The following is a 14,082-nucleotide window of genomic DNA, read 5'->3' as shown; positions in this document are numbered from 1 at the left end:
CTTTGCTTTAAAAGTAAAGGATTGAAAGTGTTGTTTATAAAGAGAGTGCGACTTATTATGGTATACTAAAAAGAGAAGATTAATGGAGGGGTTTCATGGATTTGGGACAGTTACAAGTTAGATCAGAATATTCATTATTATCCAGTACCAATCGCATAAAGGATCTTGTGTTTGAAGCCAAAGAACGTGGCTACACAAGTTTAGCGATTACTGATATTGATACCCTTCATGGTGTCGTTTTATTTTATCAAGAATGTATCAGACAAGGGATTAAACCACTGATTGGAATGACCCTTTCATATAGAACGAAAGAACAAATTGATGCGCAACTTATTTTACTAGCTAAAAATCTTTCTGGTTACCATCATTTGATGAAAATTGCGACGGAAAAAGCGATGACAGACAGAAAAGAGTTATTTTCTTTAGAGGAAATCCAGCCTTATTTAAGTGATTTGATCGTTATTTTCCCGTGGCAAACAAGTGAGTTATATCAGTTGCAACGAGCAGTTGGTAGTGAGCAAATGGAGCATCGAACAATCGACTTGTTAGACCTGCTAAAAAATACAGATGTATATGGTGGAATAAATGCTTTAAAGGCTAAAGGTGAAGAGTTAGAGTATTGGCAATATTATTATAAAAAATATAGTTTACCAGTTGTGCCACTGCAAGATGTCCGATATTTAAACCCAAGTGATGACTTTTCTGTGACTGTCTTAGAACACATTGAAACAGGTGACGTGATTCATGTAGATTTTGAACAATTATCTGGTGATTATTATTTACCACAAATGACTGACTTTAAAATACTTTATGAAGAAAAGGGTTTGTCTGATTGTTTAATCAATAGTCAAAAAATTGTTGAGATGATTGATTTAGAGATTCCATTGCATCAAAAACTATTACCAAGTTTTCTAGTGCCAGAAAAGGAAACAGCATATACTTATTTGCGTCAATTATGCCAATCTGGTCTTGAGTTTAGATTGCAAGGACAACTAAATGAAGAATATCACGCACGTCTTGATATGGAGTTAGACGTGATTCATGAGATGGGATACGATGATTATTTTCTAATTGTGTGGGACGTCATGAAATATGCTAGAGATCATCATATCGTGACAGCTTGTCGTGGTTCTGCAGCGGGATCTCTCGTATCATATGTCTTGCAAATTACTGATGTTGACCCAATCGAGTATCAGTTACTTTTTGAGCGATTTTTAAATAAAGAACGGTACACCATGCCGGATATTGATATGGATATTCCTGATAATAGGCGTGAAGAATTACTACAATACGTTAATAAAAAATATGGTGAGAACCGAGTAGCACAAATTGCAACGTTTGGTACTCTTGCGGCGAAAATGGCTATCAGAGATGTCAGTCGCGTGTTTGGTTTATCACAAAATGAAGCTAATCGTTGGGCTAATGCTATTCCAAAAGATTTAAAGATAACACTTAGTGAGGCGTATGATAAATCGAAAACATTGCGTGAATTAGTGGGCCATTCTTATAAAAACAAATTACTCTTTGATACAGCAAAACGGATTGAAGGATTGCCAAGACATGTGTCAACGCATGCGGCAGGGGTTGTGATTAGTGACCAAGATTTAACAAACCTCATTCCATTGCAAGAAGGAAACAACGGTATTCCATTAACCCAGTTTGCGATGGGAGAAGTTGAAGAGATTGGTTTGTTAAAAATGGATTTTCTTGGTTTACGAAACCTGTCTATCATAGGAAACGCACTATCTTCAATCGAATATCAGACAGGAAAGCATTTATCATTAGCCGATATTCCTTTAGATGATGAAAAAACGTTAGAATTATTTAGCCAGGGCAACACGGTCGGCGTGTTTCAATTTGAGTCAAAAGGAATAAAAAATGTTCTGCGGAAATTAGGTCCAACATCTATTGAAGATATCGCATCAGTCAATGCGTTGTATCGACCGGGTCCAATGGAAAACATTGACACGTTTGTGCGACGAAAAAAAGGACAAGAGCCAATTACTTATCCGCATGACAGTTTAAAACCAATTTTACATTATACTTATGGGATTATTGTTTACCAAGAACAAGTTATGCAAGTGGCATCCAAAATGGCTGGATTTAGTTTAGGTGAAGCGGATATTTTACGTCGTGCAATTAGTAAAAAAAGCAAGGATGTGATTGATACAGAGCGTGATCATTTTGTCAATGGTGCGTTAAAACAAGGCTATACAAAAGACGTGGCGATGCAAGTGTATGATTACATCGAACGTTTTGCTAATTATGGGTTTAACCGCTCGCATGCAGTCGTGTATTCAGTGATTGCGTATCAGATGGCGTATTTAAAAGTTCATTATCCAACGGCCTTTTTCCAAGCAATTTTGCATTCAGTGAAAAATAATCCAGCAAAAATGAACGAATACGTGGTGGAGGCAAAAGAAGCCGGTTTAACGATTACTCCACCAGATATTAATAGAAGTGAATACAGTTTTACGTTTAATAAAGGCAATATTATTTATGGCTTTTCATCTGTCAAAGGGATTCGAAAAGATTTTATCCAACATCTTTTAACTATTCGAAAAGAAGGAGGTCCATTTAAGTCATTAGAGAATTTCCTGATACGAATTAGTGGCAAGTGGTTAAAACAAGCGAATATTTTGCCATTGATTTATATTGGTGCGTTTGATCGGTTGCATCAAAATAGAAAACAGTTGATTATTGACTTAGATTCTATGATACAAAATATCGAATATAGTGGTGGCAGTGTAGATTTATTAGATATACTTGCTTTAAAGAAGGAAACATGTACAGATTTTACTGTCGAAGAAAAATTGGAACAAGAAGTGGAGTACTTAGGGACGTATGTGTCTGCTCATCCAGTTGATTTTTATGCAAATAAATTCATTAGTCTATCTACTACTAAAGCATCACAGCTAATACCTAATCAAGAAGTGACGGTGTTGTTGTATTCATCTAGTGTGAAAAAAATTCGCACGAAAAAAGGGGAATCAATGGCGTTTCTTGAAGGAACAGATCAAACGGGTAAGTTGTCTGTCACGCTTTTTCCAACGGTTTACCGAGCAGTACAATCTATATTAGGGGAACAAGAAGTTTATGTTGTTAGAGGAAAAGTAGAAAAAAGTCGTTATAATCAAGAATTACAAATCATTGCCAATGATGTTCGTTTAGCTAAAGATGTGAAAGAAGTTTTAAGATGTTTCATAAATATAACGAAAGAAAATGACACGAATCAATTGTTAGCAGATTTACAAAGTGTGTTATTGTCATTTCCAGGAGAGTGCCCGGTTATTTTAGTATTTCGTCATAAACATGATAATACGTTGTTAAATAAGCGTTATTGGGTAAATGATAATTCTGAATTAATTAGTAAGGTGAGTTCTTTATTAGGTGAAGGGATGATCATATTCAAGTGAAATGATTCTTAAAAAAACATTAGAAGATAAAATGTATTTTCAATTTTTTTTCAATTTTTATAGATAGGCAAAGACATTTACAGAAAATAATGGTAGAATAGTCTTTGGATTTAAGTATTTTTTACATAATAAAAATACATGAGTAAGTACAACTTAGTAAAGGTGGTTATAACTATGAAACGCATTGCTATTTTGACGAGTGGTGGAGATGCACCTGGTATGAATGCTGCTATTCGTGCGGTAACACGTAAAGCCATTTATGAAGGTATGGAAGTTTATGGTATAAACTATGGATTTGCTGGTTTAGTCGCTGGTGATATTCGTAAGTTAGATGTTCCAGATGTAGGGGATATCATTCAACGTGGTGGAACTGTGTTATATTCAGCACGTTACCCAGAGTTTGCAACAGAGGAAGGACAACTTAAAGGGATTGAACAACTAAACAAATTTGGTATCGAAGGATTAGTTGTTATCGGTGGTGACGGTAGTTATCATGGTGCGTTAGCATTAACAAAACGTGGATTCCCAGCTGTTGGTATTCCAGGAACAATTGACAACGATATTCCAATGACAGATTACACAATTGGATTTGATACAGCTATTAACACTGTATTAGATGCAATGGATAAAATACGTGACACTGCAACATCTCACGTACGTACATTTATTATTGAAGTAATGGGTCGTGATGCTGGAGATATCGCTTTATGGGCAGGTGTTGCCGGTGGAGCAGATGATATTATTATTCCAGAACATGATTTTGATATGGCACAAGTTGCTCAAAAAATTCGTGAAGGCCGTGACCGTGGTAAAAAACATTGTTTAATCGTCTTAGCAGAAGGTGTGATGTCAGGTCATAAATTTGCTGACGAATTAGCAGAGTACGGAGATTTCCATGCTCGTGTATCCGTATTAGGACACGTTGTACGTGGTGGAGCACCATCAGCTCGAGATCGTGTTTTAGCTAGTAAATTCGGTGGATTTGCGGTTGACTTACTAAAAAATGGTCAAGGTGGATTATGTATTGGTTCTGTAAACAATGAAATTGTGGCAAATGATATCATTGAAACATTAGAACAAAAGAAACATCAGCCGGATTTGAGTTTGTATGATTTAAATCATCAAATCTCATTTTAATATAAATAAAAAAATACTAAGGAGCGTTTTTTACATGAAAAAAACTAAAATTGTTTGTACAATCGGTCCAGCAAGTGAATCTTTAGACACATTAGTTGAATTAATGAATTCAGGAATGAACGTAGCTCGCTTGAACTTTTCACATGGAGATTTTGAAGAACATGGAGCACGTATTAAAAATATTCGTGAAGCGGCAAAAATTACTGGTAAAACCATTGCAATTTTATTAGATACAAAAGGTCCAGAAATTCGTACGCATAATATGAAAGATGGCATCGTTGAATTAATGACTGGTGATACAGTTCGCATTGCAATGAGTGAAGTAGAAGGAACAAAAGAAAAATTCTCAATTACTTACCCAGGTTTAATTGATGATGTTCGTGTAGGAAGCCATATCCTTTTAGATGATGGATTAATTGACTTAGAAGTAATCGAAATCGATTCAGTTAATAAAGAAATCGTCACAAAAGTATTAAACGAAGGCGTATTGAAAAACAAAAAAGGTGTTAACGTACCTAACGTAAGTATTAACTTACCTGGTATCACTGAAAAAGATGCAGCTGATATTCGTTTTGGTATTGAAAACGATGTTGATTTCATCGCTGCAAGTTTCGTTCGTCGTCCAAGTGATGTTTTAGAAATCACTGAAATCTTAGAACAAGAAAATGCGACACATATTCAAATTATTTCTAAAATTGAAAACCAAGAAGGTATTGATAACTTAGATGATATCTTAAAAGTATCTAGTGGTTTAATGGTTGCTCGTGGTGACATGGGTGTTGAAATTCCAACTGAAAATGTACCAGTTGTACAAAAAGAAATGATTAGAAAATGTAATGCTTTAGGTAAACCAGTTATTACGGCAACTCAAATGTTAGATTCTATGCAAAAAAATCCTCGTCCAACACGTGCTGAAGCAAGTGACGTGGCAAACGCGATTTATGATGGAACTGATGCAGTTATGTTATCTGGTGAAACAGCTGCAGGGGAATACCCAATTGAAGCTGTTAGAACAATGAGAAATATCGCTGTTCGTACAGAAGCTGATTTAACTGATCGTGATGCATATGCTCTTAAATTACATAGAAAAACTGATATGACTGAATCAATTGGTCAAGCAGTTGGACATACAGCTAAAAACTTAGACATCCAAACAATTGTGGCTGCGACAGAATCAGGACATACAGCGCGTATGATTTCTAAATATCGTCCAAAAGCTCACATTGTAGCGGTAACATTTACAGATCGTGTAGCAAGAAGTTTAGCATTAAACTGGGGTGTATTCCCAATAGTGACATCTAAACCAGATTCTACAGACGATATGTTTGTTCTTGCAACTAAAATTGCAAAAGAAACAGGTTTCTCTAAAGATGGTGATTTAATCATCATTACTGCTGGAGCACCAATCGGTGAAAAAGGAACAACTAACTTAATGAAAATTCAGTTAATTGGTTCTAAATTATGTGCTGGACAAGGAATTGGTGACACAGCTGTTTCAGCTAAAGCAATTGTTGCTTCTTCTGCTGACGAAGCAAACAAAGTGATGGAAGATGGTGCTATCTTAGTTGTGAAAACAACAGATAAAGATTACATGCCAGCTATCTCAAAAGCTTCAGCAATCGTTGTTGAAGATGGTGGATTAACTAGCCATGCAGCAGTTGTTGCCATTGCTGAAAACATTCCAGTAGTTGTTGGTGTTGAAGATGCAACATCAGTTATCTCAAATGGAACAACTTTAACAATTGATCCTCGTCAGGGATATATCTACGAAGGCGAAACAACTATTTAATTAACAAAAAAAGAGTTTTAATAAAATATGGGTGGGAGTGGTAAACTCCTGCCCTTTATTTGTTTATATGTATAAAAAGCAGGTAAAAAAAATATTTTAAAATACTATGGCTTTTTTTTAGACGAGTGGTGTAGAATGGTCTAGATTAGACTTATAGGAAAGGAGCATAAAATAAATGACAAATAAAAAAAGTATGATGTACTTAGCAATTTCTAATTTATTTTTAGTGTTTTTGGGTGCCGGATTAGTTATCCCAGTCATGCCAATGCTAAAAGAAGACATGCATTTGTCAGGGTCTACTATGGGATTGATGATTTCTGTTTTTGCTGTGTTGCAACTAATCGTCTCACCAATAGCCGGTAGTTTGTCTGATAAAGTCGGACGAAAATTAATCATTGCAATCGGGATGTTAATTTTTGCTATTTCAGAACTGATTTTTGGTTTAGGTCAAGTGGTCAGTTGGTTGTACGTCTCTCGTGGACTTGGTGGGATTGCAGCTGCGTTAATCATGCCATCAGTTACAGCATATGTCGCTGACGTGACCACGTTTGATGAACGACCAAAAGCTATGGGATTAGTTTCTGCAGCCATTAGTGGTGGGTTTATCATTGGACCTGGAGCTGGTGGATTTTTAGCCCATTTTGGTATGAGGGTCCCATTTTTTGCTGCGGCGTTTTTAGCGTTTGTTGGATTCGTTATGACCATGCTCATTCTAAAAGAGCCTGAGAAACAATTAGTTCATGGTCAAGTAGCAGAGAAAGGCTCTGTAATGGATATTTTAAAAGATCCAATCTTTACATTCCCATTTGTTGTTATTTTGATTTCGTCATTTGGGTTGCAATCATTTGAATCAATTTATAGTATCATGGCGACCGTTAATTTTAGTTTTTCAACCTCAGAAATTGCGGCAATCATCACTGTAAGTGGTGTGTTGGCTTTGATTTGTCAGTTGGTCTTTTTTGATGGGATTATCAAGCGAATTGGTGAGGTCGGATTAATTCGAGTATCGTTTTTTGCGAGCGCTATATTTGTCGGGGTAATTGCCTTTACAGATAGCAAGTGGGTTGTTGTATTGTCGACATTTGTGGTATTTTTAGCATTTGACTTATTAAGACCTGGGATTACAACGTATTTATCAAAACACGCAGGAGACAGGCAAGGTACGGTTAATGGGTTAAACTCAACTTTTACCAGTTTTGGTAATATTTTAGGCCCAATGGCTTCAGGGATATTATTTGATATCAATCATTTCTACCCATACTATGTGTCAGCTATTGTGTTACTTTTGACAAGTTTCTTATCTTTAATGTGGAAAAAAGAATTACCAGAAAAATAAGAGATAATTGAGCAGTGACTCAGTTATCTCTTTTATATTTGTAATAGAGAATATGAGAATGTTTTATGATATAATGTGAGAACAACGAAAGGATGGGCAAAATACATGAAAGATTTAATAGGTAGCGTGTGGAGCGGGTTAATTATTGATGAAAACGATCAGTTGTTTTTTGTGCAAAAAAATGGTGTGACGTTTCATTTAAATAAGTCCGAAGGCGATTTTAAAATAGGAGATATGGTGGAAGGGTTTGGTTATGAAAATCAAAAGCATGATCGAATTTTTACAACAAACATTCCAGAGATTCAACAACATAAATTTGGCTTTGCTGAAGTAGTTGATTCAAGACGTGATTTAGGAGTGTTTGTTGATATTGGTTTACCAGATAAAGAAGTGGTAGTTTCTCTTGATGAGTTACCAGAGATGAAACAATTATGGCCGAAAAAAGGTGATAAGTTATTAGTTCGTTTGTCAGTAGATGAAAAAGCAAGACTTTGGGCGAACATTGCAGATGATATGACGTTTTTAGCTATGTCAAAAGCAGCAGATGAAGAATCAATGAAGAATAAAAATATCACAGGAGTTGTATACCGCTTAAAAATGGTGGGGACTTTTGTGTTTACAGATGACCACTATGTGGCATTTATCCACCCATCAGAACGATATGATGAACCACGTTTAGGTGAAATCGTAAATGGTCGAGTGATTGGTGTTCGTCCTGATGGTATGTTAAACATGTCATTAAAACCAAGAGCTTATGAAGTAATCTCTGATGACGCACAAATGATTTTAACCTTCTTAGAACGTTCTCAAGATGGAATGATTCCATTTAGCGATAAATCCACCCCAGAAGAAATTAAGCAAACATTTGCGATTAGTAAAGGACAATTTAAACGTGCTCTAGGGTCATTAATGAAAGAAAAACGCGTGATTCAAAAAGATGGAAAAACCTATTTAGTTAAAGATTAGCCATCTAATTGAGAATAGGTTGATTTTGTACATTAGATAAATTATAATTTATATGAACTTATGTTGAGTGATAATAAGAATGATTATAAAAAGGATGTGCAAGCTACTATGGAACAGCAAGGTCTAGCATTGCAGAGGATAAAAGATCAGTTACATGAAGCCAATTATAAATTAACGCCGCAACGTGAAGCAACAGTTTTAGTCCTACTTGAAAACGAAAAAGATCATTTGTCAGCTGAAGAAATCTACATGCTAGTAAAATTAAAAACACCTGATATCGGCTTAGCGACTGTCTATCGTACGCTTGAAATGTTGACAGAATTAAATGTACTGGATAAAGTAAATTTTAATGATGGGTTATCAAGATATGATATGAGAAAAGAAGGAGCTAAACACTTTCATCATCATTTATTATGCTTAGAATGTGGTAACATTGATGAAATCGAAGAGGATTTATTAGGTGATGTTGAGAAAATAGTGGAAACAAATTTTTGTTTTAAAGTGACAGATCATCGCCTAACTTTTCACGGCATTTGCCAATCTTGTCAAGAAAAAAACAAGTCGTCTGTTGAGTAGATGACTTGTTTTTTTATGTGATGTAAATAGGTGGGTGTTCTCTTTTCAAAAACTCCTCTTGCTCAGATACATAAAGTAATTTGAAATTATCCGCATCAATATGAAGATAGGGATTCACTATGTAGTTATCTTTTGATAGAAAAATGATTTGTTCGCTGACAAGCCCTCGAACCAATTCAAACTCAATCGGCAAGATAATTTGTTTAGATAGACGTTTGGTTGTACGATTAATCAAATTAATTTTTGCTAAAATAACTGGATTTAGTGGTCGGTTTTCAAAGAAAATATGTTTTGTTTGTTTGAATTGAGAGTTATTTAACGTCATGATTGGACAAACTGCTGTGCTTAGTGACTTGTTTTGCATAATCACATTTAAATCTTCTCTTGTTGCGCTTGTTAGGGCGATTAATTCAAATTCTTGATTTAATAATCGTTTTACTTTCGCATCCTTAGTGAAAAAATTTTGCTTAGCAAGCTCTGATAAGTGCTCATCTACTCTCTGACAGATATATTTTTCCGCTTCTGTACATTCTTTAATGAATGATTGATACATGGGAAGTGAAATAAAGAAAAAACCAATAATAGAAAACAAAATGAAAACTATCGGTGATAGCCACCACGGAACGGGAAAGTTAATCATCACAAAAATTGTTAGGATGAGAGAAACAGGGATGAAAAAAATTAACGACAGATAAAAGTAATTCTTTTTTTGACGGTATATATCATCAAATTCATCTGTATAATGTTTGCTATTTATATTTAAAAAATCTAATAGGTTGATATTTTTATATGTTTCTTTTCTTGGAAACACATATGTTCCTCCTTCCTTTTGACCAATATGTTTATTGTATAATTTAACGATTAAAAAGTCTATGTAAAATAATAAAAATTCATCTGTATTTTTAAGATAGTATTTGCGTATAAAAACTGTTAAAATAATTACTATTGATTGGGGAGGTAGTATGAGAACGTATTTGGAAGAGTATTTGCATTATTTAAAGATTGAACGAGGGTTATCATATAATACGATTGTCAGTTACGAACGTGATTTAAATCAATATTTGGCCTATTTAGATAATAGAGGAATTCATGAGTTAAGTCAGATTGATCGTTTTGTGATAATGGATTTTTTGACTTTTTTAAAAGAAGAAAACAAATCGTCTACCACGATTATTCGTATGGTATCGAGCTTGCGCAAATTTCATCAATTTTTACGTCAAGAGCGTCATACTGATACAGATCCCATGCAATATATTGATACACCAAAAAAAAGACAGTCGTTACCTAAAACGTTGTCAATTGAAGAAGTTGAAAAAATTATTGAAGCCCCTGATACGACCACTGTATTAGGTATGCGAGATCGTGCTATTTTAGAAGTGATGTATGCCACAGGACTTCGTGTGACGGAATTAATTACTTTAAAGTTAAGTGATTTACATTTGACTATTGGGTTGTTAAAAACGTTAGGTAAAGGTGATAAGGAACGAATTGTGCCTTTAGGGGATCAAGCGATATATTGGATTAACACATATTTAGAAAAATCACGTCCAGAGTTGGCAATAAAAAATAAAGCCGATGTGACAAACGATGTGTTATTTTTAAACTATCAGGGTAAACCATTTTCTAGGCAAGGAATTTGGAAAAATTTAAAAATTTATGTGACAGAAGTGGGCATTGAAAAAGATGTGACACCTCATACACTTCGCCATAGCTTTGCGACACATTTGCTAGAAAATGGTGCTGATTTACGCATTGTCCAAGAATTATTAGGGCATGCGGATATATCAACCACCCAAATATACACGCATATCAGCAAACAACGACTAGCTGATGTCTACAAAGAACATTTTCCAAGAGCGTGAGGTAGAAGTATGGAAGAAATAAATGTAAAATTAGATATTTTTGAAGGGCCACTGGATTTATTGCTTCATTTAATCAAAACACTTGAGATTGATATATATGATATCCCGATTGCTGAAATTACTGAGCAGTATATGAATTACATTCACACAATGCGTACACTTGATTTAGAGATTGCTGGAGAGTTTCTAGTGATGGCAGCTACACTTATGGCGATAAAAAGTAAAATGCTATTGCCACAAGAAGTCGTTGAAGTAGACGATGAGAGTGAATACGACGCACTGGATCCACGTGAAGTGTTGGTGCAACAATTATTAGATTATAAAAAATTTAAGTATGTGGCAACGGTTTTAAAGGAGATGGAAACCGAGCGTGGAGACTATTTTACCAAAGAAGCAACCGATTTATCTGATTATGAAAAAGAGTGTGCACCACTTGAACCCAATGAGGTGACAATGATTGATCTTTATTTAGCGATTCATGATGTCATGACTCGAGCAAAAGAAATGGAACCCATGGAAACAAGTATTGTGATGGAAGATTACACGATTGATGATAGAATAGAGTTTGTTATGAGCCGGGTGAGAACACTATCTAAAACTGAATATGTGTTGTTTGACGAGTTATTTACCGTTTATACACGCTCAGAGATTGTGATGACATTTCTTGCTATGTTAGAATTAATTAAGAAGAGAGATATCGTGGTGAAACAGTCATCAGTGGATGCGACTATCCAGATTTTTAATAAAGAGGGACAATAGATGTTAGGACAAAAAATTGAAGCGTTGCTGTTTGTATCAGGAGAAGAGGGCATTGGACTAAACGAGCTGAGTCATTTGATGAATGAACCCACAGCAACAATTTATCAAGCATTAGAAGAATTAAAGCAAGCATATGAAGATAACCCAAGTAGTGCGTTGACAATTTTAGAGGCAGGGAATCGTTTTATGATGACCACTAAAAAAGAGATGGCACCTTTATTAAAAGATTATGCCCAATCTTCTATTAATCAAAGATTGTCGAAAATTGCACTTGAGACATTGGCAATTATTGCCTATAAGCAACCTATCACACGTTCTGAAATTGAACAAATAAGAGGGGTGCAGAGTTCAGGGTCGATTCAAAAACTAATGCACAAGCAATTGATTGAAGAAAAAGGGCGAGTTGATGGACCAGGACGAGCGATTTTATATGGTACAACGGCTTACTTTTTTGATTATTTTGGATTAAAAAGTATTGCGGATTTACCAGATATTCATGAGTTAGATGAGGAATTAGAAGATGATTTAGAATCGACTGATTTGTTTTTTGACCGATTTAAAGAGCAGTTTGACGAAGAGAAAGAAGAGTGAACTAAATGGAACGATTACAAAAAGTGATGGCACATTGTGGTGTGGCTTCAAGAAGAAAATCAGAAGAATTAATCCAAGCAGGACGTGTGACGGTTAATGGCAAAAAAGTAACAGAATTAGGTGTAAAAGTCAGTCAGTCAGATAAAGTTGAAGTAGATGGTGTGCCAATTTATCAAGAGCAACCAGTGTATTATTTGTTTTATAAACCAAAAAATGTCATCTCAGCTGTGTCAGATGATAAAGATCGCCCAGTAGTAACAGATTATTTTCATAGTGTTCCTGAGCGTATTTTTCCAGTTGGTCGACTAGACTATGATACATCAGGACTATTGATTATGACCAATGATGGTGAATTTGCAAATCTGTTAACTCATCCAAAACACGAAATTGATAAGGTATATGTCGCAAAAGTTAAAGGCATTGCGACAAAAGAAATGTTAAAACCATTACGTAATGGCATTAGAGTTGATGGTAGAAAAACTGCACCAGCACGATTTAAAATTTTATCAACAGATGCTAGAAAAAATACTTCTGTCGTGGAATTGATTATCCATGAGGGACGTAATCACCAAGTTAAAAATATGTTAGCAGCAGTTGATTTACCAGTGATGAAATTAAAGCGAGAAAAAGTTGCGACACTTGATTTATTTGGTTTGAATCCTGGTGACTACAGAGAAATGACTAAAAAAGAAGTGAGTCAGTTATACGTTTTAGCTAACAAAGAGTAAGTTTTTGTTGCTTAATAAAAAAAAATACGGTATAATGAAATTATAAAAATATAAAAGGTCGTCTTCACGGGCAGGGTGTAATTCCCGACCGGTGGTTAAAGTCCACGAACTAGTTATCCTATGGTGACTAGCCGATTTGGTGAAATTCCAATACCGACAGTTAGAGTCTGGAGTAAAGAAGATAGGGCTTATTTGAGTATACAATCAAGTAAACCACTGTTTTTTTGCGCGCGTAAACGGCAAGAAAGCAGTTTTTTTGTGTACTTGATCCAAGTCTTTTCCGGGGATGGTCCTGAATAGGGGGATTTTCTTATGAACACAGGTAAGACAGAAAAAATGGTGACACTATCATTATTGGCGGGGATTGCGTATCTTTTAATGTTTATTGAGATACCAATTTTACCAGTATTTGGGTGGCTAAAATTAGATTTTAGTGACATTCCAATTTTAATTGGTACATTTTTATATGGTCCAGTTAGTGGTATTTTAGTAGCATTTATTCGTTCAACGCTAAATTTCATCACAAGTGGTGGAAATCTAGGAGCGTTAATCGGTAACGGAGCTGGATTTTTAGCAACAGTTTGTTATTTAGTACCAATTTATAGCATGATGAAGAAAAAACATTCAAACAAAAATTTAATTCAAGGTATTATGTATGCAACAGTTTTAATGACTATATTCATGAGTGTGGCTAATTACTTTGTTATTACACCGTTTTATTTAAATGTATTGGGCATGGATTTTGGTATGTCAATTGCAACAATGATTCTTTATGGAATTGTACCATTTAATTTAATTAAAGGAACAGCTGTTGGAGTCGCATTTTTTGTAGTTTACAAAAAAGTTATTCCAGTACTGGAAAAAAGAATTGCAAAAAAAGTTAGCAATTAAACAAAAAAACAACCAGTTTTTGGTTGTTTTT

12 protein-coding genes and 1 riboswitch are annotated in these 14,082 nt (G+C 34.9%); of the genes, 11 read left to right on the top strand and 1 reads right to left on the bottom strand.

What is annotated here, in order from left to right; genetic code table 11:
• The first annotated feature begins 95 nt into the window (after positions 1-95).
• From dnaE to fur, 6 genes are all read left to right on the top strand, one after another.
• Positions 96-3,416 carry a DNA polymerase III subunit alpha gene (gene dnaE, locus BHY08_RS06275; RefSeq protein ID WP_071457064.1) on the top strand — a complete coding sequence of 1,107 codons (3,321 nt, stop codon included), beginning with the start codon at positions 96-98 and terminating at the stop codon, positions 3,414-3,416.
• A gap of 174 nt (positions 3,417-3,590) precedes the next feature.
• Complete coding sequence (pfkA, locus tag BHY08_RS06270; protein WP_071457063.1) at positions 3,591-4,553, top strand: 6-phosphofructokinase; 963 nt, start codon at positions 3,591-3,593, stop codon at positions 4,551-4,553.
• A 34-nt stretch (positions 4,554-4,587) separates the two neighbouring features.
• Positions 4,588-6,342: a pyruvate kinase gene (pyk, locus tag BHY08_RS06265; RefSeq protein ID WP_071457062.1), complete on the top strand. Its 1,755-nt coding sequence runs from the start codon at positions 4,588-4,590 to the stop codon at positions 6,340-6,342.
• Between the two features lie 175 nt (positions 6,343-6,517).
• Positions 6,518-7,678, top strand: a complete 1,161-nt coding sequence (locus tag BHY08_RS06260; RefSeq protein ID WP_071457061.1) for an MFS transporter — start codon at positions 6,518-6,520, stop codon at positions 7,676-7,678.
• 105 nt (positions 7,679-7,783) lie between these two features.
• Positions 7,784-8,644, top strand: coding sequence for a CvfB family protein (locus BHY08_RS06255; RefSeq protein WP_071457060.1), 861 nt, complete (start codon positions 7,784-7,786; stop codon positions 8,642-8,644).
• Between the two features lie 108 nt (positions 8,645-8,752).
• Positions 8,753-9,220 (top strand): ferric iron uptake transcriptional regulator, encoded by a 468-nt coding sequence (gene fur / locus BHY08_RS06250; protein WP_071457059.1) that lies wholly within the window; start codon positions 8,753-8,755, stop codon positions 9,218-9,220.
• A gap of 13 nt (positions 9,221-9,233) precedes the next feature.
• Here fur and BHY08_RS06245 read toward each other — a convergent pair whose 3' ends face one another.
• The gene (locus BHY08_RS06245) at positions 9,234-10,031 is read right to left on the bottom strand and encodes a hypothetical protein (protein WP_071457058.1); all 798 of its coding nucleotides are present in this window, start codon (positions 10,029-10,031) and stop codon (positions 9,234-9,236) included.
• Positions 10,032-10,182: 151 nt separating this feature from the next.
• On the opposite strand from BHY08_RS06245, the gene xerD reads away from it, so the two are divergent.
• The 5 genes from xerD to BHY08_RS06220 all read left to right on the top strand — a co-directional run bounded on the left by xerD (position 10,183) and on the right by BHY08_RS06220 (position 14,051).
• A complete protein-coding gene (gene xerD, locus BHY08_RS06240; RefSeq protein ID WP_071457057.1) occupies positions 10,183-11,082 on the top strand; it encodes a site-specific tyrosine recombinase XerD in 900 nt (299 codons plus the stop codon).
• Positions 11,083-11,091: 9 nt separating this feature from the next.
• Positions 11,092-11,841 carry a segregation/condensation protein A gene (locus BHY08_RS06235; RefSeq protein ID WP_071457056.1) on the top strand — a complete coding sequence of 250 codons (750 nt, stop codon included), beginning with the start codon at positions 11,092-11,094 and terminating at the stop codon, positions 11,839-11,841.
• A complete protein-coding gene (gene scpB, locus BHY08_RS06230; protein WP_071457055.1) occupies positions 11,842-12,432 on the top strand; it encodes an SMC-Scp complex subunit ScpB in 591 nt (196 codons plus the stop codon). It abuts the gene before it with no gap.
• 5 nt (positions 12,433-12,437) lie between these two features.
• On the top strand, positions 12,438-13,160 hold the full coding sequence (locus BHY08_RS06225) for a pseudouridine synthase (protein WP_071457054.1): 723 nt from the start codon (positions 12,438-12,440) through the stop codon (positions 13,158-13,160).
• Between the two features lie 56 nt (positions 13,161-13,216).
• Positions 13,217-13,347: riboswitch (FMN riboswitch) on the top strand.
• 125 nt (positions 13,348-13,472) lie between these two features.
• Positions 13,473-14,051 (top strand): ECF transporter S component, encoded by a 579-nt coding sequence (locus BHY08_RS06220; protein ID WP_071457053.1) that lies wholly within the window; start codon positions 13,473-13,475, stop codon positions 14,049-14,051.
• Positions 14,052-14,082 lie beyond the last annotated feature (31 nt).

Origin of the sequence: Vagococcus teuberi, assembly GCF_001870205.1 — a bacterium.
GTDB lineage: Bacteria > Bacillota > Bacilli > Lactobacillales > Vagococcaceae > Vagococcus > Vagococcus teuberi.
The sequence above is the reverse complement of the archived record's forward strand: the minus strand, read 5'-3'. Positions and strand labels throughout refer to the sequence as shown.

Coding starts and splice junctions, on each gene's coding strand:
- dnaE (WP_071457064.1), top strand. CDS start 96: ATGGATTTGGGACAGTTACAAGTTAGATCAGAATATTCATTATTATCC.
- pfkA (WP_071457063.1), top strand. CDS start 3,591: ATGAAACGCATTGCTATTTTGACGAGTGGTGGAGATGCACCTGGTATG.
- pyk (WP_071457062.1), top strand. CDS start 4,588: ATGAAAAAAACTAAAATTGTTTGTACAATCGGTCCAGCAAGTGAATCT.
- BHY08_RS06260 (WP_071457061.1), top strand. CDS start 6,518: ATGACAAATAAAAAAAGTATGATGTACTTAGCAATTTCTAATTTATTT.
- BHY08_RS06255 (WP_071457060.1), top strand. CDS start 7,784: ATGAAAGATTTAATAGGTAGCGTGTGGAGCGGGTTAATTATTGATGAA.
- fur (WP_071457059.1), top strand. CDS start 8,753: ATGGAACAGCAAGGTCTAGCATTGCAGAGGATAAAAGATCAGTTACAT.
- xerD (WP_071457057.1), top strand. CDS start 10,183: ATGAGAACGTATTTGGAAGAGTATTTGCATTATTTAAAGATTGAACGA.
- BHY08_RS06235 (WP_071457056.1), top strand. CDS start 11,092: ATGGAAGAAATAAATGTAAAATTAGATATTTTTGAAGGGCCACTGGAT.
- scpB (WP_071457055.1), top strand. CDS start 11,842: ATGTTAGGACAAAAAATTGAAGCGTTGCTGTTTGTATCAGGAGAAGAG.
- BHY08_RS06225 (WP_071457054.1), top strand. CDS start 12,438: ATGGAACGATTACAAAAAGTGATGGCACATTGTGGTGTGGCTTCAAGA.
- BHY08_RS06220 (WP_071457053.1), top strand. CDS start 13,473: ATGAACACAGGTAAGACAGAAAAAATGGTGACACTATCATTATTGGCG.